The 22,950-nt window shown below is 65.4% G+C and carries 19 protein-coding genes and 1 pseudogene; 6 read left to right on the forward strand and 14 right to left on the reverse strand.

Going from position 1 to position 22,950, the window contains the following annotated elements; genetic code table 11:
* Nucleotides 1-53 precede the first annotated feature (53 nt).
* Nucleotides 54-803 (reverse strand): sulfite exporter TauE/SafE family protein, encoded by a 750-nt coding sequence (locus H7993_RS06480; RefSeq protein ID WP_185793834.1) that lies wholly within the window; start codon nt 801-803, stop codon nt 54-56.
* Nucleotides 804-1,019: 216 nt separating this feature from the next.
* Here H7993_RS06480 and H7993_RS06485 point away from each other — a divergent pair, with 216 nt between their 5' ends.
* A complete protein-coding gene (locus tag H7993_RS06485; RefSeq protein ID WP_185793835.1) occupies nt 1,020-1,490 on the forward strand; it encodes a MarR family winged helix-turn-helix transcriptional regulator in 471 nt (156 codons plus the stop codon).
* 72 nt (nt 1,491-1,562) lie between these two features.
* Complete coding sequence (locus H7993_RS06490; protein WP_122479140.1) at nt 1,563-2,285, forward strand: FadR/GntR family transcriptional regulator; 723 nt, start codon at nt 1,563-1,565, stop codon at nt 2,283-2,285.
* 44 nt (nt 2,286-2,329) lie between these two features.
* On the opposite strand, the pseudogene H7993_RS06495 reads toward H7993_RS06490, so the two are convergent.
* Nucleotides 2,330-3,634: pseudogene (locus H7993_RS06495) on the reverse strand (MFS transporter); the annotation flags it as partial.
* A 226-nt stretch (nt 3,635-3,860) separates the two neighbouring features.
* Here H7993_RS06495 and H7993_RS06500 point away from each other — a divergent pair.
* A complete protein-coding gene (locus H7993_RS06500; RefSeq protein ID WP_185793836.1) occupies nt 3,861-7,331 on the forward strand; it encodes a hybrid sensor histidine kinase/response regulator in 3,471 nt (1,156 codons plus the stop codon).
* Here the strand turns inward: H7993_RS06500 and H7993_RS06505 are convergent.
* The 11 genes from H7993_RS06505 to H7993_RS06555 all read right to left on the reverse strand — a co-directional run bounded on the left by H7993_RS06505 (nt 7,302) and on the right by H7993_RS06555 (nt 18,186).
* Entirely contained in the window at nt 7,302-8,708 is a 1,407-nt protein-coding gene (locus tag H7993_RS06505; protein ID WP_185794194.1) for a DNA recombination protein RmuC, read from the reverse strand. The genes H7993_RS06500 and H7993_RS06505 overlap by 30 nt on opposite strands.
* Nucleotides 8,709-8,890: 182 nt before the next feature.
* Complete coding sequence (locus H7993_RS06510; RefSeq protein ID WP_122479144.1) at nt 8,891-9,184, reverse strand: SEL1-like repeat protein; 294 nt, start codon at nt 9,182-9,184, stop codon at nt 8,891-8,893.
* A 261-nt stretch (nt 9,185-9,445) separates the two neighbouring features.
* Nucleotides 9,446-10,192, reverse strand: a complete 747-nt coding sequence (locus tag H7993_RS06515) for a fumarylacetoacetate hydrolase family protein (protein WP_185793837.1) — start codon at nt 10,190-10,192, stop codon at nt 9,446-9,448.
* Nucleotides 10,189-11,625, reverse strand: a complete 1,437-nt coding sequence (gene hydA / locus H7993_RS06520) for a dihydropyrimidinase (RefSeq protein ID WP_185793838.1) — start codon at nt 11,623-11,625, stop codon at nt 10,189-10,191. Before hydA ends, H7993_RS06515 begins: the two co-directional genes overlap by 4 nt.
* Before the next feature lies 1 nt (nt 11,626).
* Nucleotides 11,627-12,355, reverse strand: a complete 729-nt coding sequence (locus tag H7993_RS06525; RefSeq protein WP_185793839.1) for a maleate cis-trans isomerase family protein — start codon at nt 12,353-12,355, stop codon at nt 11,627-11,629.
* Nucleotides 12,352-13,734: an amidohydrolase family protein gene (locus tag H7993_RS06530; RefSeq protein ID WP_185793840.1), complete on the reverse strand. Its 1,383-nt coding sequence runs from the start codon at nt 13,732-13,734 to the stop codon at nt 12,352-12,354. Before H7993_RS06530 ends, H7993_RS06525 begins: the two co-directional genes overlap by 4 nt.
* On the reverse strand, nt 13,731-14,528 hold the full coding sequence (locus H7993_RS06535) for an SDR family NAD(P)-dependent oxidoreductase (protein ID WP_206682968.1): 798 nt from the start codon (nt 14,526-14,528) through the stop codon (nt 13,731-13,733). The genes H7993_RS06530 and H7993_RS06535 overlap by 4 nt, the downstream gene beginning before the upstream one ends.
* On the reverse strand, nt 14,525-15,523 hold the full coding sequence (locus H7993_RS06540) for an NAD-dependent epimerase/dehydratase family protein (protein ID WP_185793841.1): 999 nt from the start codon (nt 15,521-15,523) through the stop codon (nt 14,525-14,527). Before H7993_RS06540 ends, H7993_RS06535 begins: the two co-directional genes overlap by 4 nt.
* A gap of 1 nt (nt 15,524) precedes the next feature.
* Nucleotides 15,525-16,295 carry an ABC transporter ATP-binding protein gene (locus H7993_RS06545; RefSeq protein WP_185793842.1) on the reverse strand — a complete coding sequence of 257 codons (771 nt, stop codon included), beginning with the start codon at nt 16,293-16,295 and terminating at the stop codon, nt 15,525-15,527.
* A 3-nt stretch (nt 16,296-16,298) separates the two neighbouring features.
* A complete protein-coding gene (locus H7993_RS06550; RefSeq protein WP_122479152.1) occupies nt 16,299-17,159 on the reverse strand; it encodes an ABC transporter permease in 861 nt (286 codons plus the stop codon).
* A gap of 1 nt (nt 17,160) precedes the next feature.
* A complete protein-coding gene (locus H7993_RS06555; protein WP_185793843.1) occupies nt 17,161-18,186 on the reverse strand; it encodes an ABC transporter substrate-binding protein in 1,026 nt (341 codons plus the stop codon).
* Nucleotides 18,187-18,506: 320 nt separating this feature from the next.
* On the opposite strand from H7993_RS06555, the gene H7993_RS06560 reads away from it, so the two are divergent.
* A complete protein-coding gene (locus H7993_RS06560; protein ID WP_342345034.1) occupies nt 18,507-19,238 on the forward strand; it encodes a GntR family transcriptional regulator in 732 nt (243 codons plus the stop codon).
* A gap of 25 nt (nt 19,239-19,263) precedes the next feature.
* Nucleotides 19,264-19,998 carry an aspartate/glutamate racemase family protein gene (locus H7993_RS06565; protein ID WP_185793845.1) on the forward strand — a complete coding sequence of 245 codons (735 nt, stop codon included), beginning with the start codon at nt 19,264-19,266 and terminating at the stop codon, nt 19,996-19,998.
* Between the two features lie 79 nt (nt 19,999-20,077).
* Here H7993_RS06565 and H7993_RS06570 read toward each other — a convergent pair whose 3' ends face one another.
* Nucleotides 20,078-21,514: an amidase gene (locus H7993_RS06570; RefSeq protein ID WP_206682969.1), complete on the reverse strand. Its 1,437-nt coding sequence runs from the start codon at nt 21,512-21,514 to the stop codon at nt 20,078-20,080.
* 322 nt (nt 21,515-21,836) lie between these two features.
* On the opposite strand from H7993_RS06570, the gene H7993_RS06575 reads away from it, so the two are divergent.
* Nucleotides 21,837-22,931: an ABC transporter ATP-binding protein gene (locus H7993_RS06575; RefSeq protein ID WP_185793846.1), complete on the forward strand. Its 1,095-nt coding sequence runs from the start codon at nt 21,837-21,839 to the stop codon at nt 22,929-22,931.
* Nucleotides 22,932-22,950 lie beyond the last annotated feature (19 nt).

The following is a 22,950-nucleotide window of genomic DNA, read 5'->3' on the forward strand; positions in this document are numbered from 1 at the left end:
CCGATTGTGGCATTAATCCACCCGAGCCGGCACCTTGTGTGGTGGGCCAGGCCTCAGACCTTGAACAGCAGCAGGATGGCGCACAGCAGCAGAAACACGCAGAAGCTGCCGCGCAGGACCGTTTCCGACAGGCTATAGGCGATCTTCACCCCCCAGCTGATGCTCAACAGGCCGCCAATGGCCATCGGCACGCCCATGGCCCAATCGACATGATCGTGCACGGCATAGGTCAGGAGTGTCACACTGGTACTGGGCGCGGCCAGGGCCAGCGACAGGCCCTGAGCCATGATCTGGGTGGTCCCGAAGACGCTGGTCAGCACGGGCGTGGCCAGCACGGCGCCGCCGACCCCGAAAAAACCGCCGATCACCCCGGAAAAGCCACCCAGTACGCCCAGCCACGGCCAGGAATGGCGCATCGCCCCCGTGCCGCTCGCCGGCCGCAGGAACATCTGCGCAAGGTTGTAGATCACCAGTGCCAACAGGAAGGCCACGAAGCCCACCCGCATCGACGCCGGGTCCAGCCCTGCCGCGAGCACCGAGGCAAGCCAGGCGAACACCAGTCCGCCGCTGGCCAATGGCAAGGCATTGCGCCAGGGTATGGGACGACGCTGGTGATAGCGCCATAATGCCAGGAGCACATTGGGCACGACCATCACCAGCGACGTGCCCTGGGCCAGTTGCTGGTCCACGCCGAACAGCACGCCGAGTGCCGGGATCGCGATCAAGCCCCCGCCGATGCCGAACACCCCACCCAGCGTGCCCATCACCGCACCCAAGGCAATGTAGAGCAATGTTTCGAACATACTGTCTCTCTCTATCCGCCGCGCCTCATCCAGCCGTGCATCCTACCAGTGTGACCGCCGCCGAAGGATGTAGAAGTGCTGCACAACCTCGAACGAACTATGCACGGTGTTTGTAGCTCGAAATCAACACCAGCTTCACGAAGGAACGAGCGAAGCGCCGAAACCTGCGAACGGCGGATCGCCTAATGCACTTGCACCATTGGAAAAAGGATCAGCATGAACACCGAATCCACTCACGACGAGGCAGTCAGCGCCGACGACAGCCTGCTGCTGGATAATCAGCTGTGCTTCTCGCTGTACTCGACATCGCTGCTGATGACCAAGGTGTACAAGCCCTTGTTGCAGGCACTGGGCCTGACCTACCCGCAATACCTGACCATGATGGTGTTGTGGGAAAAGAACGGCATGACCGTGGGCGAAATCAGTACTCGCCTGCTGACCGACCCCGGCTCGCTGACGCCGCTGCTCAAGCGCCTGGAAGCCGAAGGCTTGCTCAGCCGTACCCGCAGCAAGGACGACGAGCGCGTGGTCATCGTCGAGCTCACGCCGCAGGGTCGTGCGCTGCGCGAGAAGGCCGAGTCGGTGCCGCTCAACATCGTCAAGGCCAGCTGCCACAGCAGTGCCGAACTGCGCGCGCTGCAGACCAGCCTGCTGTCGCTGCGCAAGAACCTGCAGCAAGGGCTCTGACACCCCGTCCGAAGACTTGGCGCGCAGGTGCTATCATCGCGCATTACCTGCCACAAGGACCGAATGCACCCCATGGATTATCGCAAGCCTTCAGATCGCAAAAGCATGCACTCGCGGATCGTCCAGGAGTTGGGGATGCAGATCGTCTCCGGCCGCTTCAAGCCTGACGATCGGCTGCCCGCCGAAGCCCTGCTGTGTGAAGAATACGCGGTCAGTCGTCCGGTGCTGCGCGAGGCGACCCGTGTGTTGGTGGCCAAGGGCCTGGTGTACTCCCGGCCGCGGGTGGGTTCGGTGGTCAAGCCGCGCCGTGAGTGGCACATGCTCGACCCCGATGTCTTGCACTGGGTGATGCAGAGCACGCCGCAGAACGAATTCTTCGCCCTGTTGACTAGCGTGCGCAGCATCATCGAGCCGGCAGCGGCGGCGCTGGCCGCCCAGCACGCCACCGAGGCCGAGGTGGCTTCGATCGGCGAGGCCTACCAGCGCATGGAGGCGGCCGGGTCGGTCGATGACGTGCTGCAGCCGGACCTGGATTTCCACAGCCGGATCGCCGATGCCACGCATAATGACCTGCTCGCGCACCTGTGCAACATGCTGTCGCTGGCCTTGCGTGAGGCCTTGCGGCATTCCAACCAGCGGCCCAATCTGCATGAGTTGGCCCTGCCGCGGCACAAGGCAATTCTGACGGCCATCGAGAACGGTGATGCCCTGGGTGCCCGGCATGCCACGCTGGTCCAGCTCGACGACGCACGCAACGCGCTCAGCGTGGTGCTGGGACGGCCCGAATCGCTGTAGGCCTGCTCGGTACAGCGGCGGCGCCGCAGCGATCAACCACCCCGCAGCCAGAGCAGGAAGCGCGAAGCGAACTCGGGCACCGCGCTGAAGATGTACGCATTGACGGCCAGATTGGCCAGCGACACCACCAGGAACAGCTGGGGAATGCTCAGCTTCGCCACGCTGAGCAAGAGGATGGACACGATGGCCGACACCACCATGAACAGCGAATTGAGGATGTTGTTGGCAGCGATGACCCGCGCGCGCTGCTCGGTGGCGGTACGTGACTGGATCAGCGCGTACAGCGGCACGATGTAGAACCCGCCAAAGACGCCCAGGCCGAGGATGTCCAACAATACCCACCAGGTCTGATCATGACCCAGCACCGTCAGCCAGCCTTGTGGCTGCGCGGCCTGCACGACGCCGTTGGAATGCCACCACAGCAGCAGCCCGAACAGCGTCAGGCCGAGCGCACCCAGCGGCACCAGGCCCATCTCGACCTTGTGCCGAGACAGCCGCTCGCACAGCATCGAACCCAGCGCGATGCCCACCGAGAACACGGTGAGGATCAAGGTGACCACGGTTTCGTCGCCGTCCAGCCACTGCTGGGCATAGGCGGGAATCTGGGTCAGGTAGACCGCGCCGACGAACCAGAACCAGGAGTTGCCGACCAGCGAGCGCGACACCGCTCGGGTCTGGCCCAGGCCCAGGCGCAGGGTGAACCAGGTTTGCCGGGCGATGTTCCAGTCCAGTACCAGCCCCGGATTGGCAGCGCTGACTGGCGGGATGCTGCGGCTGGCGACATAGCCCAGCACGGCGACCGACAGCACGGCGGTGGCGACGACGCCGGCGTGGTTGGCGGACGACATCATCATGCCCGCTCCGATGGTGCCGGCCAGGATCGCCAGAAACGTGCCCATCTCCACCAGGCCATTGCCCCCTACCAGCTCTTCGGGTCGCAGGGCCTGAGGCATGATCGAGTACTTGACCGGGCCGAACAGCGCCGAGTGGGTCCCCATGGCGAACAGCGCGACCAGCATCAACCACAGTTGGTCGAATGCCAACCCTACTGCCCCCACCGCCATGATGACGATCTCGGCCAGCTTGATGGCGCGGATCAGGCGGTGCTTGGCGAACTTTTCGCCGAACTGACCGGCCAGCGCCGAGAACAGAAAGAACGGCAGGATGAACAGCAGCGCGCAGAGGTTGACCCAGACGCTGCGGTCGCCCTCGATGGCAAGCTTGTAGAGGATCGTCAGGATCAGCGATTGCTTGAAGATGTTGTCGTTGAAAGCACCCAGGGCCTGGGTCACGAAAAACGGCAGGAAACGGCGCTTGCCGAGCAAGGCGAACTGCGACTGCTGACTCATCGATCCTGTACCTGAATGATGCCGCGTGGACTGGGCTCTGGGGAGGGGACGAGGCCGCGGGCAGCGGCGGCATCGTCGGCGCACAGCATAACGCTATACCGCCTATCGCCCAACTCGATGACAGTGGCTGCGACCATGGTCGGCGCTGACGCCATCGCATGCGCCGTGCGAGACTGGCGGGTGCCCGCTTCGCCGGGCTTGCGCCTGCCCCGTTCCGGAGTCACCGATGTCGTTGTCCAGCGGATTGATCGCCACCGTCGCCCTGGCCTACATGGCCGTGATGTTCGCCATCGCCTTCTATGGCGACCGCCGCAGCACGCCGCTGCCGCCCCGTGTGCGGGCCTGGGTCTACAGCCTGTCGCTGGCGGTGTACTGCACCAGCTGGACGTTCTTCGGCGCGGTGGGCCAGGCGGCCGAGCAGTTGTGGGCGTTCCTGCCGATCTACCTGGGGCCGGTGCTGCTGATGCTGCTGGCCCCCTGGGTGCAGCAGAAAATGGTGATGATCAGCAAGCAGGAGAACATCACCTCCATTGCCGACTTCATCGCGGCGCGCTATGGCAAGTCGCAGAGCCTGGCGGTGGTCGTGGCACTGATCTGCCTGATCGGTGTGCTGCCCTACATCGCCTTGCAGCTCAAGGGCATCGTGCTGGGCGTGAACCTGCTGATCGGTGCCGGTGCCGACGCCACCGGCACCCGCGTGCAGGACACCGCCATGGTGGTAACGCTGGTGCTGGCGCTGTTCACCATCCTGTTCGGCACACGCACGCTGGACGTTACCGAGCACCACCGCGGCATGGTCCTGGCGATCGCCTTCGAGGCGCTGGTCAAGCTGTTCGCGTTCCTCGCCGTGGGCATCTTCGTCACCTATGGACTGTACGACGGTTTCGAGGACCTGCTCGACCAGGCCATGCTGGCGCCGCGCCTGGAAGCGTACTGGCAAGAGACGATCAATTGGCCCTCGATGGTGGTGCAGACCGGCGTGGCGATGATGGCCATTCTCTGCTTGCCGCGGCAGTTCCACGTGACCGTGGTGGAGAACACCGACCCGCAGGACCTGCGCCTGGCACGCTGGGTGTTTCCCGCCTACCTGATCCTGGCCGGGCTGTTCGTGGTGCCGATCGCCCTGGCCGGGCAGATGCTGCTGCCCAGCTCGGTGATTCCCGACTCGTTCGTCATCAGCCTGCCGCTGGCCGAAGCCCACCCGGCCCTGGCCTTGCTGGCCTTCATCGGCGGTGCTTCGGCGGCGACCGGCATGGTCATCGTCGCCAGCGTAGCGCTGTCGACCATGGTTTCCAACGACATGCTGCTGCCCTGGCTGCTGCGTCGGCAAAGCGCGGAACGGCCCTTCGAAGTGTTTCGCCAGTGGATGCTCAGCGTCCGCCGAGTGAGCATCGTGGTGATCCTGCTGCTGGCCTACGTCAGCTACCGTCTGCTCGGTTCCACCGCCAGCCTCGCCACCATCGGCCAGATTGCCTTTGCCGCCGTGACCCAGCTGACCCCGGCAATGCTCGGTGCGCTGTACTGGAAGCAGGCCAACCGTCGCGGGGTTTTCGCCGGGTTGGCGGTGGGCATCTTTCTCTGGTTCTACACCTTGGTGCTGCCGGTGGCAGCGCACAGCTTGAACCTGCCGCTGGACGTGTTCCCCGGCCTGGCCTGGATCCACGGCAACCCGTTCGGCCTGCCCATCAGCCCCATGACCCAAGGGGTGGTGCTGTCGCTGGCCGGCAATTTCATTCTGTTCGGCTGGGTTTCGGTGCTGTCGCGTACCCGCGTCAGCGAACACTGGCAAGCCGGGCGATTCATCGGCCAGGAGATCAATGCCGGGCCCCATGGCCGCTCGCTGCTGGCGGTGCAGATCAATGACCTGCTCAACCTGGCGGCACGCTTCGTCGGCGAGGAGCGCGCACGGCAAAGCTTTCTGCGCTACGCCTATCGGCAAGGCAAGGGTTTCAACCCCAACCAGAATGCCGATGGCCAGTGGATAGCCCATACCGAACGGCTGCTGGCAGGCGTGCTGGGCAGCTCGTCGACGCGCGCGGTGGTGAAGGCGGCCATCGAAGGCCGCGACATGCAGCTCGAAGACGTGGTGCGTATTGCCGACGAAGCCAGCGAAGTGCTGCAGTTCAACCGTGCCCTGCTGCAGGGCGCGATCGAGAACATCACCCAGGGCATCAGCGTGATCGACCAGTCGCTGCGCCTGGTGGCCTGGAATCACCGCTACCTGGAGCTGTTCAATTACCCGGAAGGCTTGATCAGCGTGGGCCGGCCGATTGCCGACATCATCCGCTACAACGCCGAGCGCGGCCTGTGCGGGCCCGGCGAGGCGCAGGTACACGTTGCCCGGCGCCTGCACTGGATGCGTCAGGGTCGCGCGCACACCTCCGAGCGCCTGTTTCCCAACGGGCGGGTCATCGAGCTGATCGGCAACCCGATGCCGGGCGGTGGCTTCGTCATGAGTTTCACCGACATCACCGCCTACCGCGAAGCCGCGCAGGCGCTCAAGGACGCCAACGAAGGCCTGGAACAACGGGTGACCGAGCGCACCCATGAGCTGTCCCAGCTGAATCAGGCGCTGACCGAAGCCAAGGGCCATGCCGAGTCGGCGAACCAGTCCAAGACGCGCTTCCTGGCAGCGGTCAGCCACGACCTGATGCAGCCGCTCAACGCGGCGCGGCTGTTCTCCGCAGCGCTGTCCCATCAGCCGGGCCTGTCGGCCGAAGCCAGCCAGCTGGTGCAGCACATGGACAACTCCTTGCGTTCGGCCGAAGACCTGATCAGCGACCTGCTGGATATTTCCCGCCTGGAGAACGGCAAGATCAGCCCGGACCGCAAGGGCTTCGCGCTCAACGAACTGTTCGACGCGTTGGGCCCTGAGTTCAAGGCCCAGGCTCGGGAACAGGGCCTGGACTTTCGCCTGCGGGGCAGCGCGCTGCGGGTGGACAGCGATATCAAGCTGTTGCGCCGTGTATTGCAGAACTTCCTCACCAACGCCTTCCGCTATGGGCGCGGTCCGATCCTGCTGGGTGTGCGGCGCAAGCCAGGTGCGCTGAGCCTGGAGGTGTGGGACCGAGGCCCGGGCATTGCCCGCGACAAGCTGGAAATGATTTTCGAAGAATTCAAGCGCCTGGACAGTCACCAGACCCGTGCCGAAAAAGGGCTGGGGCTGGGCCTGGCGATTGCCGACGGCCTGTGCCGGGTGCTCGGCCATCCGCTGCAGGTGCGCTCATGGCCTGGCCATGGCAGCGTGTTCAGTGTGACCGTGCCCCTGGCCGGCGCAGACACGGCAACCGCCCTGCCCGCCCCGACGCCCATGAGCCAACCGCTGGGTGGTGCACGGGTGCTCTGCGTCGACAACGAAGACAGCATCCTGCTGGGCATGCACAGCTTGCTCAGCCGCTGGGGGTGCGAGGTGTGGACCGCACGCAATCGCCAGGAGTGCGCAGCACTGCTGGCCGCCGGCAAGCGGCCGCAATTGACGCTGGTGGATTTCCACCTGGACGAGGGCGAAACCGGTACGCAACTGATGGCCTGGCTGCGCACCGCGCTGGCCGAGCCGGTGCCGGGCGTGGTGATCAGCGCCGACGCGCGCCCCGAAACCGTCGCCCTGGTGCACGCCGCAGGCCTGGACTACCTGGCCAAACCGGTGAAGCCTGCGGCCTTGCGGGCGCTACTCAACCGGCACCTGGGCCGGCACTGACACGCCGTCGGCGTCGGCCTCGGCGCCGCTGTCCTGATGGGCCTCGGTCATGGCGCGCTCGAGCAGGTCAGGCGGCAGGCTCTTGCTGGCGCGGGCGCCCAGCAGTTTGAGCTGCTCGCTGCGGCTGACCAGGTTGCCACGTCCTTCGGTGAGCTTGTTGCGCGCCGCGCCGTAGGCCTTGTCCAACTGCTGCAGGCGGTTACCGACTTCGTCGAGGTCCTGGATGAACAACACAAACTTGTCATACAGCCATCCGGCGCGCTCGGCGATCTCGCGGGCGTTCTGGCTTTGCCGCTCCTGCTTCCACAGGCTGTCGATGACGCGCAGAGTAGCCAGCAGGGTGGTCGGGCTGACGATGACGATCTGCCGGTCGAAGGCCTCCTGGAACAGGTTGGGCTCGGCCTGCAACGCGGCCGAGAATGCCGCCTCGATGGGCACGAAGAGCAGGACGAAATCCAGGCTGTGCAAACCGTCCAGGCGACTGTAGTCCTTGCCGGAAAGGCCCTTGACGTGATTGCGCAGCGACAGCACGTGCTGCTTCAAGGCCGCCTGGGCAATGGCACCGTCTTCGGCGGCGATGTATTGCTGATAGGCAGTGAGGCTGACCTTGGAATCGACCACCACCTGCTTGTCGCCGGGCAGCATGATCAGCACGTCGGGCTGGAAGCGCTCGCCATCCGGGCCCTTGAGGCTGACCTGGGTCTGGTACTCGCGGCCCTTCTCCAGCCCGGCATGCTCGAGCACCCGCTCCAGAATCAGCTCGCCCCAGTTGCCCTGGGTTTTCTGACCCTTGAGGGCCTGGGTCAGGTTGGTGGCTTCGGTACTCAGGCGCTGGTTGAGCTGTTGCAGGCGCTCCAGTTCCTTGCCCAGGGAAAAGCGCTCGCGGGCCTCGTTCTGGTAGCTCTCTTCAACGCGCTTTTCGAACGACTGGATACGCTCCTTGAGGGGATCGAGCAACTGGCCCAGGCGTTGCTGGCTGTTCTCGGCGAAACGTTGCTCGCGCTCGTCGAAGATTTTGCCTGCGAGTTCGGCGAACTGCGCGCGCAGTTCGTCCCGTGAACCCTGCAGGTCGTTCAGGCGTTGCTGGTGGCTGTCCTGCTGTTCGCGCAATTCGGCTGATAGTCCAGCGCACTGGGCATCGAGGCGACGCAACTCGGTTTCCCGGGTGCTGCGCTCCAGGCTCCAGGCGTGGGCGGCATCGCGGGCATTGTCGCGTTCGTTCTGCAGCAGTTCGACCTCGCGGCGCAGGCCGGCCAGTTCGGCTTGCTTGGCCGAGTTGGCCTGGCTCAGATCGCTGACCTCATCGCGGCAGGCGTCGAGCTGCGCGCTCAGGCCGTCCTGAGCCAATTGGGCGTTACTCAGGCGCTCGTCGAGCAAGGCGACCTGGGCCAGGGCGGCGGTGCTCCTGCGCTGCAGCTGCCAGGCCAGCGCCAGGCACGGCAAGGCGGCAGCCAGCAGGCCGATCAACAGGCTGGTCACGTCCAGGGCCATGGTGTGCTCTCATGCGAATTCGATGAGCGGCAGTCTGAGGCCATTGGCCGCCTGGGGCAAACCGAGTGTCAGTCGCGACGCAGATCGCTCAGTGCGTTCTGTGCGCCCGCATCGCCGGCGCGGGCGGCCTGCCGCAGGAGTTGCTGACCGATGCGCTGGTCACGGGCGTTGCCACAATCGCGGCACATCAACTGGCCGAGGCGGCTCTGCGCGACCACCACGCCTTCGCGCGCGGGCTGCTTGAGCATGCGCCCGGCCAGGTGCTTGACGTTGACCTTGTGGCCCAGGCGGGGGCTGTCGAGCAGCCAGAGGGCGACCTTGAGGGTGAAGCGCTTGGGTGCAGCGGGTGCGGAACTTTTCATGGAAAAACTTTGGGCAGATCGGAAAAGCGCGCCACTCTACTCTTTTTTCCCGGCGAATGCGCGGGGGCAACGACCGGCGCCACACCCCCTCCCCGCAGGAGCGGTCCGTGGCCGCGAAGGGGCCAGCGCAGGCGGCAAGCATACCGCGGCGCAACTTTCGCGGCCGATGACCGCTCCTACGGGAGATGGCGCTCGATCCCCGTGGCAGCGCATGACCACTGTAGGAGCGGTCCGTGGCCGCGAAGGGCGCAACGCGGTGGGTCAGGTGGCGAGGGTTACGGTGCCGATGCCGGGGAAGTCGACTTCGATGCTGGCGCCTGGGGGCGCCCAGTGGATGCCGGTCCAGCTTCCGGTGGCGATCAGATCGCCCGCGCGCAGCGGGTTGCCCAGTGCGACAGCGTGTCGCGCCAGCCACGGCAGGGAGTTCAACGGTTCGCGGAACGGGTGGCTACCCAGCCCACGTACCACTTGTTCGCCGTCGACGCGCAGCGTGGCGGCCTGGGCCGACCAGTCGGGGATGGACGCCAGCGTTACAGGCAGGCCAACGATCAACTCACGGTTGAGCTGCTGGTCGGCCAGTCGCAGCAGGGCATCGGCCTGGATGCCGTCGACCCAGCGCGTATCGCACAACTCGATGCCCGGCATCCAGGCGTCGATGGCCGCATAGGCGGCGGCCAGGTCGGTGTGTTCGTCCAGATCCCGGGACAAGCGCACGAACAGCTCGCCTTCGATACCCAACGCGTGGCAGTGCCCGGGCGGCACCTGCCAACCGGATGCGCGCACGGTACCGGCCGGCACGCCTGCGGCACTGATGAGGCTGCCCGGCGCACCTCCCAGTTTCCAGGCCCGCGCGGGCGCGTGGGCAAACCAGCCCATCGCCTCGGCCACCCGCCGCTGCACGTCATACGCCTGCGCCTCGCTGTCCAGACGCAAACCTTCGACCGGCTGCCGCCGACCCTCGCGCCAGGCGCGAATGAGCCGCTGCGCCACCTGCTCGACCGCGCTCACAGCGGCAACTCGGTGTTGCGCCGACGCACCTGCGCCGGTGCCGGACGCTCGCAGGGCAAAAACTGGCCCCGCCCCGCTTCGCCGCGAGGCTCACCGTCCCATACCACTTCGCCGCGCGACAGGGTGATGGCCGGCCAGGCGCTCAGCTGCATGCCGGCGTAAGGGGTGTAGTCGACGTTGTGGTGCAGCATCTCGTTGCTGATCGACACCGGCTGCCCTTCGTCCCAGATCACCAGATCGGCATCGGCGCCGATGGCGATACTGCCCTTGCGCGGGTACAGCCCGTACATCTTCGCAGCGTTGGTCGACGTCAGCGCGACGAAACTTTGCGCCGTGATGCGCCCGGTGCGCACGCCTTCGGACCACAACAGCGCCATGCGTGTTTCCACACCGGGAATGCCGTTGGCGATCTGGTCGAACGACACGTCTTCGCCGTGGGCCTTCTTGCCATCAGGGCCGTCGTAACGAAACGGCGCGTGGTCGGACGAGAAGATCTCGAACGAGCCGTTTTCCAGCCCGTCCCAGATCACCTGCTGGTTTGCGGCGTCCCGAGGCGGTGGGCTGCAGATGCATTTGGCGCCTTCGAAGCTGTCGTCGCAGCCCAGCGAGTCGGCGGTCAGAAACAGGTATTGCGGGCAGGTTTCGGCATACACCTTCAAACCGTGGCTCTGCGCCCAGCGAATCTGCTCCACGGCCTCGCGACCCGACACGTGGACGATGAGAATGGGCACATCCACCAGTTCGGCCAAGGCAATGGCGCGGTGCGTGGCCTCGCGTTCCACCAGCATGGGTCGCGAGCTGGCGTGGTAGCGCGGCGCGCTGAGCCCGGCCGCCAGCAGCCGCTCGGTGAGCCAGGCGATGCAGTCGCTGTTCTCGGCATGCAACATGACCATGGCGCCTTCGCGACGGGCCACGGACAGGGTTTCGAGAATCTCTCGGTCACCCAGTTTCAGCGCGTCGTAGGTCATGTAGATCTTGAACGAGGTATAGCCCTCGGCGATCAGTGCCGGCAATTCCTCACGCAGGACCTGCGGCGTGGGGTCGGTGACGATCAGGTGAAACGCGTAGTCGATGACCGGCTTGTTGCCTGCCCGGCGATGGTAGTCATCCACTGCTGCACGCAGGGTTTCACCCTTCTGCTGACAGGCGAAAGGAATCACCGTGGTGGTCCCGCCGCAGGCCGCCGACACCGTGCCGCTGAAAAAGTCGTCGGCCATGACCGAGCCGTCGCCGGTGGGTTGGTCCAGGTGCACATGGCTGTCGATGCCGCCGGGGGTCACGTGCCGGCCGGCCGCGTCGATTTCCGCAAGGCCTGGGGGCAGCTCCAGGGCCAGGGCAACGATGCGCCCGTCGCGAATGCCGATGTCACTGGTGAAGGTGTCTGCGGCAGTGACCACGCGAGCGTTGCGAATAACCGTATCGAAAGGTTGCATATCAAGCCTCTTCAAGCAGTAGCCGGCCCCAGCCGGTCAAGCGACGTGTGTCCACGCCGGTCATGTTCAACATGTCCCAGAGCACCGTCGTCACCGTGTCGAACACCGGTACCCCGTGCTGGCGCTCCCAGGGCTCGGCGCGGTGGGCGGCGTGCAGGTTGGTGCAGAAGGTGGAGATGGCCTCGGCACCGGCCGCGACCACCTCGGCCACCTGACGATCCAGGGTGGCCTCGTCCACTTCGGCAAAGGAGAAATTGTCCTGCAGCGACAGGTGGCTTTCGGCGCTGGCATCGATACCCAGAGCGGCATAGTTGGCAACGATCCTTGCCTGTACATTCGCCAGATACGGCGAGACCAGGCCCAGGCGGCGAATGCCGAAGCGCTGCAGCGCCTTGTTCAGTGCCAGCACCGAGGTCGTCGCCGGTATCGCCGTGGCCTCGGTAATGGCCTGGCACAGCGCCACGTCGGTCTCGAAACCCAGCCATCCGGCAGAGGTACCGCTCCAGCCGATGACATCGACATGGGCATCGGCCAGCAAGCGCGCCGCGTCCAGAATCCGCTCGCGCTGGAACTGGCCCAGCGCGTCGGCGCTGAGGGCGATCTGGGTGACACTGAAGCGTGAGAAATGCACGCTGACTTCCGGGAGGCTGGCTATCAACGCCTGGGTCAGCGGCTCCAGTGCAGTGTTCGAGGAAGGCGTAAGCACGCCCAGGCGAATACGGCGGGTCATGCTGGACCTCCAGTGATCGCGTGCGAGGAAGGATAGGCGCGCAGAGGGTTTTCGCAACGTTGCCACAGGTCGCGGCACACGGTGTCGGCTGCGGCACGTACACAGGCTTCGTCGACCTGGGTCGAGCGGCCTTGGTCGATCACCACCCGACCGTCGACGATCACGGTTTCGACGTCGGCTCCGGTGGCGTTGTGCACCAAACTGCCCAACGCATCGATGCAGGGAGTGAGGTGGAGCTGTCGATAGTCGATGATGGCCAGGTCAGCCAACTGGCCGACCGCCAATCGACCCAGATGGTCGCCCCAACCCAGCGCCGCGGCGCCGTTGACGGTGGCCATGCGCAGCACGTCGCGCGGTTGCCAGTCGTCGGCTACCCGCCCGGCACTCAACCGCCCTACCGCCAGCGCCCAGCGCATCACCTCGATCATGTCGCCGTGCATGGTGTCGGTCGCCAGGCACAGGCGCGCGCCGGCCTGCAGCAGGCGACGCGTGGGCGCTACCCGTCCGGACATGGCGTTGCCGACCGGGATGTGCACGACATGGGCACCGGAGGCGCCGATGCGGGCGATGTCCTCGTCATCCACGTGAATGCAGTGACCGGCCAGCAGGCGCGAATCGAGCATGCCCAGCTCATCGAGCAGTTGCACCGGCGAGCGGCCGTGGGTAGCACGCACCCAATCCAGTTCGTCCTGGCTCTGCGCCAGGTGCGTGCTGATCTGCAGACCATGGCGGCGGGCCAAGGCATCGATCTGGCGCAGGAAGTCCAGCGAGCAGGTGTCGGGTGCGTGAGCGGTCAGGTGGGCCTGGATACGTCCGTCGGCCTGCCCTGCCCAGCGTTCGACGAAGGCCTCGGCGTGATCCAGCTGGGCCAGGCCACGCTTCAGGTCGAAGCGCCGCGTGCCCTGCAGCACCGAAGCGAAATCGACATCGGCCAGACGTTGGCTGGCAAACAGCCGCATACCCGTTTCGGCCATGCCTGCCACGGTGCGCTCGGCATGCACGAAGCTGTCCACAAGCGTGGTGCAACCCGCCCGCAGCGCTTCGAGTGCACCGAGGCGGGACAACGCCAGTGCTTCTTCCGGGCTGAGCCATGAAGCCTGTGGCAGGCCGGGGGTGTAGGACGGCGCGAAGCCGCAGTCCGGCGCCACCCCCCGGACGAAATTCAGGCCGGCATGGTAATGGGTATTGACGAAGCCGGGCACCACCACTCGGCCCGGCAAGTGCAGATGCCGCACGGCTTTGGGCGCAGCCTGGTCGGCTGGCCCGACGTGGGCGATGCGTTGGCCACGGATGCCCAGGCTTGCGGACTGCGCAAGGCCGTCGACCGGATCCAGCAGCACGGCGCCGGTAATCAGTAGATCCAGTGGGTTGTCGATCATGCGGCCATCCACCCGCCGTCCACCATCAACGTGGTGCCGGTGATGAAGCTGGCCTCGGCGCTGGCCAGAAACAGCACGGCCTTGGCGACATCGTCGGGATGGCCCAACCGCGGCCAGGGGGTACGCCGCGTGGCCCGCTCCATCACCGCCGGGTCGACTGCCCGGCCACCGGCGCCGGTCTGGATCTTGCCGGGCGCCACCGCGTTGCAGACGATGCGCTGCCCGGCATAGTCGCTGGCGACCTGCCGGGTGAGGTAATCCACAGCCGCCTTGCTCACGCCATAGGCCAAGTCGTGGGGCGCGGCAATCATGCCGTGTTGCGAAGACAGGTTGACGATGCGCCCGCGGGTTTCGCCCACCAGCGCCTGGCCGGCCATTTGCCGCACGGCAGCCCGGCAACAGCGGTAGACACCCCCCAGATTGACGTCCAGGACACGCTGCCAGTCGGCCTCGTCGAGTTCGAGCAAAGGCCGGGCGTGGCGGATGCAGGCGTTGTTGACCAGCACATCGAGGCGCCCGAAGCGCGCCACCGTGGTAGCGAACAGCGTCTCGACCTGCGCGCTGTCGGCGACGTCGGTCTGCACGAACAGGGCCTGGTGGCCAGCGGCGCGAATCAGGTCGGCGGTTGGCTCGCCGCCCTCGATGACAGCCGTGGTGACATCGGCGATGACCACGCAGGCACCGTGGCTTGCCAGGTGCCAGGCAATGGCGCGGCCGATGCCGGAGGCCGCACCGGTGACGATGCACACCTGGCCCGCCATGCTCGATGAGTTCGCCAAAGGGGTGGGGGTCATGGGTTCACCGTTGTCTGGGGGCCTGCCACGTGGGCAAGCCAGTGATGAAAGTCGTGATCGGCAGCGTCGATGTCGAATCGCGGAACGAAACCGCAGTCTTCGCGCAGACGGTCGAGCGCCATGCTCGCCCGGTCGTAGTCGGCGTACAGCTCGATGTTCGGTGTTTCACCCGGCGCCGCCAGACGCCAGCGAAAGTCCGGGAAGCGTGTGGCCAGACGCGTGCACCATTGACTGAGCGGCCATTGGAAACCCGCCGCCAGGTTGTAGAGGGGATATCGCCACTGCGGCTGGTCCAGCAGGCAGCCGATAGCCCGCGCGGCGTCGCGGACATACAGCCAGTCGCGCAGGCTGTCGCGCGCCAGGATCGCCGTGCCGCCACGGCGGGCCACTTGCAACAACTGCAGCGGTGCGCTGAGGGTGTCGCGCACGCCGGTGTCGGCTTCCCAGGGCCCGAAGCAAGTGCCCAGGCGGCCGATGACCAAGGGCAACCCATGCAGTTGGGCAAGGCGCCGCGCCGCGTCCTCGGCGCTGCGCTTGGATTGGCCGTACAGGCCCTCAGGGGCCAGGGCGGAACGTGCTTCGTCGAGCAACGGCGCGTGACGCCCGGTGGTGCCGTAGACCGAGCCCGAGCTGATGTGCACCAGCCGCGACACGCCGCACTCGGCGCTCGCGCCGATGGCCGCAAGCACCCCGCCCACGTTCACTTCGAAGATCGCCTGGGGCGCCAATCGCTCGCGCTCGGCATCGGCGGTGATGGCGGCCAGGGTCACCACTCGCTGGGGGCGATGACGACCCATGACCATGCGCAGGTCCGTCGCGTCACGCACATCACCTCGATGCTCGGTGAACCGCCCCGGCAGTCTGGCGAACGCAGCCTGCGCCTGCGCAGGTATCGGCCCCAGGTCGAAGCCGATCACGTCCTCACCCGCCGCCAGCAAGTGCTCGCTCAACGCCAGGCCGACGAAGCCACTGCTGCCGGTGATCAGCGTCTTCATCTCAGACGCTTTCCCGCACAGGTTCCGGCCGCAGCAGCGACAGGATATGCCGCTTGTAGTCATTGAAGGCCTTGCTGGTCGGGTCGCGCGGACGTTCGAGCTCGATCGGCAGCAGCTCGCGAATGCGTCCCGGACGTGCCGACATCACGGCGACATGGGTACCCAGGGCCAGCGACTCATCGATACCATGGGTGACGAACACGATGGTGCTCTGACTTTCGCGCCAGATCCGGATCAGCTCGGCGTGCATGTCCATCTTGGTCTGCTCGTCCAACGCACCGAAGGGCTCGTCCATGAGGATCACCTCAGGGTTCATCAGCAAGGCTCGGGCAATACCCACGCGCTGATTCATGCCGCCGGACAGCTCGCTGGGGAAGTGATTCTCGAAGCCGGCCAGGCCCACCATTTCGATGAATTTCTGCGCCTTCTCCCGGCGTATCTCCTTGCCCACACCGCGCATCTTCAAGTGGAACGCAACGTTCTCCCAGACCGGCAACCAAGGCATCAGGTTGGCCTGCTGGAACACCACGCCACGGTCTGCCCCCGGTGCGGTGATCGACTGCCCGCCGACACTGACCGTGCCGTGGGTGGGGTGGTCGAAGCCGGCGATCATGTTCAGCAGGGTCGACTTGCCGCAGCCACTGGGGCCCAGCAGGCAGAGAAATTCGTTGCGTGCCACGGTCAGGCTGACATCGTCCAGGGCCACGATGCCGGTGGGTCGCTTGGGGTCTTCGAACACGCGCGAGACGCGGTCGATGGTGATCAGTGCCATGCCTCAGCCCTCCTTCTGCAAAGTGGAACCACGTTGCCAGCGCAGCAGGTACGCACCCACGCGCTTGATCGCATAGTCGCTGAGAAAGCCCAGCAGGCCGATGCTGACCATGGAAGCGATGACGATGTCGTAGCGCAGGAAGTAATAGGAATCCCACAGCACGTAGCCGACGCCGCTTTTAACCGCGACCATTTCGGCGGTGACGGTGAGCATCCACGCCGAGCCGATGGCGATGCGCAGGCCGGAGAAGATGCTCGGCAGCGCCGCCGGGAAGACGATGTAGAGCAATAGCCTACTTGGCGTACCACCGGTCATGGCGCCTGCCCGCAACAGGTTGCGGTCGCAGTTCTTGACGCCGTGAATGGTGCTCAACAGCACCGGGAAGAATGCGCCCATGAACACCAGGAAGATCGCCGGCTTGTCGGCAATGCCGAACCAGATGATCGCCAGGGGAATCCAGGACACCGGCGGGATCGGGCGCAGAATCTGCAGCACCGGCTCGAACAGGTTTTCTGCGGTGCGCGACCAACCGATGGCCATGCCCGCGCCGATGCCCAGCAAGGCGGCCAGGGCAAAGCCTGCGAACACCCGGAACGAACTGGCCGCCACATCGAGAATCCAGTGGCCGCTGTAGCTTTGCGTATTGCCATCGGTGGCAAAGACCCAGTCTGCCCAGGCGATGATGACTTGGGACGGCGCCGGCAGGAGCGCGCGCGGCAAAATCCCGGAGCGGGAAAAGATCTCCCAGCCGACCAGCAGCAACACCGGCACGATGCCGCGTTCGATGCGTTTGTACAGGCGCCGGGCCAGGGACGGGCCATGCCCTCGCCCGACCCCGTGCGCCTTGATGGCGGTACTTTTCATCTCAATACCCCAGCTCGGTTTTCGGCTTGCCGGTCACCGCTTCCAGAAAGCTGTAGTCCAGGTTCTTCTCTACCTGCTCGCTGACATCGGTGCTGATGTACTTGAGGTCGCGCATCATTTGCGCAATGGCTACGGCAGAAGCGCGGTGCATGGCGTAGTCGGGGTAGAGGTTGTCGACTGCGCCGGTGGCGATGGCCTTGTCCAGGCCGGTGACTTTCTGGATGGTGTCGATGAACAGCGGCTTGTCGCTGGCCATCAGGTCATTGACCTTGACGATGGAACGCACGGTTTCCTCGACGCCCTTGCGGTTGTCCTCGATCACATCGGAGCGGGTAACGATCAGGTTGGTCAACTTGCCAGCCGCCTGGTCGTAGGGAAAGTCGAAGAACTTGGCCGCCTTGACCTCGCGGATCTGGGTGGCGAACGGGTCCACCGAAGTGATCAGCTCCACTTCGCCGCGGCGCAGTGCCTGCACGTGGTCAGACGGGTTGGGGATGTTGATGAATTGCACATCCTTGTTGATATCGATGCCGTGCTTGAGGAACGCCCCACGCATATGGATATCCTGCGCATTGCCGCGCGAGGCGGCGACCCGGAACGGCTTGTCTTCGGCCTTGTACTTGTCGATGAGCGCCTTCAAGCCGACCCAGTCGCCTGGCTGCAGCGGCAGGTCGTTGCCCACCAGAATCTGCGAGCCGCCGTTGATCTGCCCGGACACGGCCACCACGTCGAACCCCTTGTCCAGCGCCGTGGCGTAATGCAGGTAGGTGACCTGCGCCACGTCGATGCTCTTGGACAGCAGCGCTGTGAGCACATCGTTGCCGGTGTTGAAGGCAATGGCGTCGAGTTTCACCCCGGTGGCGTTTTGCGGCGTCAGGGACAACGGCGTGCAGTGGGCGCATTTGGCATAACCGAGCTTGACCGGCTTGGCTTCGTCGGCGTGGGACATGGCCATCATGCCGAGGCTCAACAACAAGGCCGAAACGGCACGCTTGAGCAAGGTAGTGGACGAACGAATAGCTGGCATCGGGCTTCTCCAATTGTCACTAAAGGCTGAGGCTTTGTGGCAAAGAGTTTGCAACGGCTATGCCATGTTTGTGGCACCGCTTGAAAACCGCATGGTTTTCCATGGGCGCCCATGGGGTCCAGGCCCTGTACGGCGGGGCTTGTGTGATCGCGCGGTGGCGCTTTCACGTTCGGCGGCGGCTCCCGTGGTGACGAGATGAGCAGGCTCAATAAAGCAGTCCGTAGCGGCGAATGAGTTGCGACGGTGCATGTTTGGACAATCGCTCACCATTTTGTGACAATCCACCATTGACCGTAATCAGGCTGACGAGGATCGCGCACGTGCTCAACTCGGAAACACTTTCTCCTGCACCTCGCAAGGCCCGCAGCACTGGGCAGATCCTGGGCACCGGCAGTACCCGCGATGGAATCTACGAGCGCATCCTCAACGCCGTGATGGAACATCGCCTGATCCCCGGCACCAAGCTGGTGGAAGAGAAGTTGGCCGGGGTGTTCCAGGTCAATCGCACACGCATCCGCGAGGTGCTCGCGCGGTTGGCCCACGAAGGGATCGTCACCACTATCCCCAATCGCGGCGCCTTCATTGCCAGCCCCTCGGTGGAAGAAGCCCGGCATATTTTCCAGGCCAGACGCATTCTCGAGCCCGCGCTGATCCGCAGCCTGGTGGCCAAGGCCGACAGCCAGCAGTTTCGTCGCCTGCACGCCCATGTGGCCGAAGAACGCGCCGCGCGCGAGACAGGCGACAAGCGCGCGGTGATTCGCCTGTCCGGCGAGTTTCATCTGCTGATCGCGCAGATGGTCGACAGCCCGCCCCTGGTCAAACTGATGCGCGAGCTGTCCTCGCTGACCTGCTTGATCATTCTGCTGTACGACTCGCCGAACGTGCCTGCCTGCCCCAACCATGAGCACACCGAAATCGTCGAGGCCATGGAACAGGGTGAGGTCGAGGCAGCCATCGGCTTGATGCTGGGCCACCTCGACCATATCGAGGCCACGCTCGACCTGTCGCTGGAAGATGAGGCCGAGGTCGACCTGCACGCTATTTTCGGCTAACGCCACCCGACCGCCCGGAGTCGCCATGAGACTGCTGATCATCAACCCCAATATCTCCCAGAGCGTCACCGACCTGATCGAGACGGAAGCGCGCCGCACCGCAGCAACGGACACGCAGATCCAGATGGCCACGGCACCCAGTGGCGTGGCCTACATCGAAACCCGCTTCGAAGCCTTGCTCGGCGCCCACGCGGCCGCCGTTATCGCCGGAGAACGTCAGGGCAGCTATGACGCCGTGCTGGTGGCGGCGTTCGGCGATCCGGGCCTGCTCGCACTCAAGGAAGTGCTGGACGTGCCGGTGGTGGGCATGACCGAGGCGGCCCTGATGACGGCCGCGCAGCTGGGCCAGCGGATCTCGATCATCGCCATCTCCCGGCGCATCACCAGTTGGTACCGCGAGTGCGTGGCACAGAATGGCATGCTCGACCGCCTGGCCAGCATTCGTCACCTGGACCGTCCACTGCGTGATGCCGGCAGCGTGCAAGAGGATCATGCCGCGCGTCTTTTGGAGTTAAGTCATCTGGCGGTGAACGAAGACGGCGCCGATGTTCTGATTCTTGCCGGTGCCCCGTTGGCCGGGCTGGCACGGGGGTTGGCCGGACGATTGCCGGTTCCGGTGGTGGATGGAGTCTCGTGCGGCGTGGCCCAGGCGCAGTTGTTGCACCGCCTGCAGGCCGGTCGGGCCACCCAAGGCAGCTTCGCCCGCCCACCCGCCAAACCCAACCAAGGCTTGCCAGCGGGCTTGCAGGCCCTCCTGTAGCAGCGGCGCAAGCCGCGTCCGGGTTCACCGCGGTGTGCCTGCCAAACCGCATGTGCCGCCGACGCGGCTTGCGCCGCTGCTACAGGGGTTGGGGGATACCTTGGTTGCGCAGCATGGGCGCCTCGAACGACAGGCCCAGCACCCGCTCCATTTCCGCGGCGGCCTGAAGCACGCGCCCGTCCATGTAGCGCGGTGCGATCACCTGCAGGCCTACCGGAAGTCCCTGCTTGCCGAACCCGCAGGGCAACGACAGTGCGGGTACCCCGCAGTAGTTGAACACCGGGGTATAGCCGGCATGTCCGCGCGGCCCCGCCGGCTGGCCGCCGATGGTGGCGGGCCCCAGCTGCCCCACGGCCCAGGCTTCTACCGGTGCGGTCGGGCACAACAGCAGATCGTAGTCATCGAAAAACGCGGCCAGGGTTATCGACAACCCATTGCGCAACGCTAGCAGACGCGCGGTTTGCACCCCGGACAACGCTCTGCCCAGCTCTATCTGCGCCAGAATATCCGGATCCAGCTGCTGCAACTGCTCATCCGCCAGCGCACCGAATTGCGCAGCCAGCGCCGTGTGCTGCAAGCCCAGCAGCGCATAGCCTTCCAGGCCGCCTGGCCAGCACGGGCTGGCCAGCTCGATGGACCAGCCATCGCGCTCCAGCGTTGCCAGCGCGGCAACCATCGCACTGGCAACATCGCTGTCCAGTGGCAGGCCCAGCCCCAGATCCGGCGACCAGGCAATGCGCAGCGAGCGCGGCGCTCGCGGCGTCGGGGCTAGCGACTGAGCGCTAAAATGTGGCTGCGACAAGGGGTCGGAGGGGCACCAGGCGAACAAACTGCGGGCCATGAGTGCAACGTCCTCGACATCGCGTCCCAGTTGACCGATCACCGAGAGCAGATGGTTCGGGTCGGCGAACCCCCAGGGATTGGGCACGGCACCCAGGCTCGGCTTGAAGCCGACCAGCCCGGTGTGCGCGGCCGGTCGCCGGGTGGAGCCGCCGGCGTCGGTGGCCAGGGCCAATGGTCCCAACCCGGCCGCCACTGCAGCCACCGCGCCGCCCGACGACCCGCCGGGGGTCAGCTCGAGGTTCCACGGGTTGCGGGTAGTGCCGTGCAGCGGATTGGTGGTGATGCCCTTGCAGGCAAACTCGGAGCAGTTGGTCATCCCGAGCGCCACGCCGCCCAGTTCGCCAAGGCGTTGCACGCACCACGAATCGCGCGGCGCCACGAAGTCGGCAAACACCCTGGAACCGAAAGTCGCCGGTCGGCCGCCCAACCAGAGGTTGTCCTTGACGCTGAACGGTACGCCGGCCAAAGGCAGGTATTGCTTGGCGGCGACCCGCTGGTCGCTGGTACGCGCTCGAGCCAGCACGTCAGCCCGCTGGTAATCGATGAACGCATTGAGCGACGGATTCAACCGCTCGAGACGATCGCACACCGCTGTCGCCACCTCGACCGCGCTCAGCTGGCGGGTGTTGACCAGGTGAGCGATCTGCTGCGCCTTGAGACGATGAATATCCATGGGTTACTCCACTGCGAAAGGCTGATACCGCTGTTTCAGCAAGATCCGCGCCGCCGGACGCAGGGCCCGTAACAGCGGGTGCGGGCAAGCAGGTCAAGGCGGCTGGCGAGCGACATAATGGTGAACATGATTAGATTTAGCACTGATTCAGTGCAATATTTAGTTAACTATTTTGTGCACAATCCTGATACCAAGGTAACCCGTATCCAGCTATCGGTTCATTTAAAACAACGAGTTAAACCGTGGGATGACCGGCTTTATCCTGCTTGGCACATGCATTGCTTCGAGCCAGATAACCTAGTTCAGCACTGCGAGCCACCGCATGACGACTGCAACCGCCGGTTTCGACCTCACCCTGGACGACATCTTCCATCAGTACGCCGGTGCAGCTCCGGCGGTCGACCACATCACCCTGGAAGTAGCCGCCGGCGAACTGGTGGCGCTGCTGGGCCCCTCCGGCTGTGGCAAAACCACCCTGCTGCGCATCATCGGCGGGTTCCAGCCGCAGACCTCGGGCAAGGTGGTGATCGGCGGCAAGCTCATCGACCACCTGCCCCCGCATCACCGCGACATCGGCATCGTGTTCCAGAACTACGCCTTGTTTCCCCACCTGAGCGTGGCCGAAAACATCGCCTACGGTCTGGATGCGCGCGGCGTGCCACGCTCGCGGCGCAAGCAGCGCATCGATGAAATGCTCGAGATGATCCAGCTGGGTCATCTGGCCGACCGCTATCCGCGCCAGCTTTCCGGTGGCCAGCAGCAGCGCGTGGCGCTGGCCCGGGCATTGGCCGTGGAACCGCGCATCCTGTTGCTCGACGAACCGTTCTCGGCCCTGGACAAAAGCCTGCGCATGGACATGCAGATCGAGATCAAGCGGCTCCAGCGCCAGTCGGGCGTGACCTGCGTGATGGTCACCCACGACCAGGAGGAAGCGCTGTCGATGGCCGACCGCGTGGCGGTGCTCAACGCCGGCCGGCTGGAGCAGTTCGCCGCGCCTTCGAAAATCTACGATTCGCCCAGCAGCCTGTTCGTCAATACCTTCGTCGGCAGCGCCAACGTGCTGCCCGGGACCCTGGAAAGCTACGCCGGGGAGTCGGCTCGGATACGCCTGGCCGACGGCAGCCTGCTGGCCTGCCGTACGCCGCGCGACGCCCGGCCCGGCAGCGCCGTGGTGGCGTGCATTCGTCCGGAGAATCTGGAGCTGACAGAGGCAGGCGACGGATTTCCCGCACAGGTCGAACTCGGCCTGCCGCTGGGCCCTTCGATCGTCCACGAAATGCTCACGCCCGGCGGACAGCGGATCAAGATCGCTTCGCCACGCGGCCTGGGTGCCGAGCCATTGAAGCCCGGCACTCAGGTAAGCCTGAGGCCTATCAGCGCCCACGCGATCACTACGTTTACCGCGCCCAGCCTGTAGCCCTGAACTGACCCGCACG

The organism is Pseudomonas baltica, from assembly GCF_014235765.1.
GTDB lineage: Bacteria > Pseudomonadota > Gammaproteobacteria > Pseudomonadales > Pseudomonadaceae > Aquipseudomonas > Aquipseudomonas baltica.

Coding starts and splice junctions, on each gene's coding strand:
- H7993_RS06480 (WP_185793834.1), bottom strand. CDS start 803: ATGTTCGAAACATTGCTCTACATTGCCTTGGGTGCGGTGATGGGCACG.
- H7993_RS06485 (WP_185793835.1), top strand. CDS start 1,020: ATGAACACCGAATCCACTCACGACGAGGCAGTCAGCGCCGACGACAGC.
- H7993_RS06490 (WP_122479140.1), top strand. CDS start 1,563: ATGGATTATCGCAAGCCTTCAGATCGCAAAAGCATGCACTCGCGGATC.
- H7993_RS06500 (WP_185793836.1), top strand. CDS start 3,861: ATGTCGTTGTCCAGCGGATTGATCGCCACCGTCGCCCTGGCCTACATG.
- H7993_RS06510 (WP_122479144.1), bottom strand. CDS start 9,184: ATGAAAAGTTCCGCACCCGCTGCACCCAAGCGCTTCACCCTCAAGGTC.
- hydA (WP_185793838.1), bottom strand. CDS start 11,625: ATGCAACCTTTCGATACGGTTATTCGCAACGCTCGCGTGGTCACTGCC.
- H7993_RS06525 (WP_185793839.1), bottom strand. CDS start 12,355: ATGACCCGCCGTATTCGCCTGGGCGTGCTTACGCCTTCCTCGAACACT.
- H7993_RS06530 (WP_185793840.1), bottom strand. CDS start 13,734: ATGATCGACAACCCACTGGATCTACTGATTACCGGCGCCGTGCTGCTG.
- H7993_RS06535 (WP_206682968.1), bottom strand. CDS start 14,528: ATGACCCCCACCCCTTTGGCGAACTCATCGAGCATGGCGGGCCAGGTG.
- H7993_RS06540 (WP_185793841.1), bottom strand. CDS start 15,523: ATGAAGACGCTGATCACCGGCAGCAGTGGCTTCGTCGGCCTGGCGTTG.
- H7993_RS06545 (WP_185793842.1), bottom strand. CDS start 16,295: ATGGCACTGATCACCATCGACCGCGTCTCGCGCGTGTTCGAAGACCCC.
- H7993_RS06550 (WP_122479152.1), bottom strand. CDS start 17,159: ATGAAAAGTACCGCCATCAAGGCGCACGGGGTCGGGCGAGGGCATGGC.
- H7993_RS06555 (WP_185793843.1), bottom strand. CDS start 18,186: ATGCCAGCTATTCGTTCGTCCACTACCTTGCTCAAGCGTGCCGTTTCG.
- H7993_RS06565 (WP_185793845.1), top strand. CDS start 19,264: ATGAGACTGCTGATCATCAACCCCAATATCTCCCAGAGCGTCACCGAC.
- H7993_RS06570 (WP_206682969.1), bottom strand. CDS start 21,514: ATGGATATTCATCGTCTCAAGGCGCAGCAGATCGCTCACCTGGTCAAC.
- H7993_RS06575 (WP_185793846.1), top strand. CDS start 21,837: ATGACGACTGCAACCGCCGGTTTCGACCTCACCCTGGACGACATCTTC.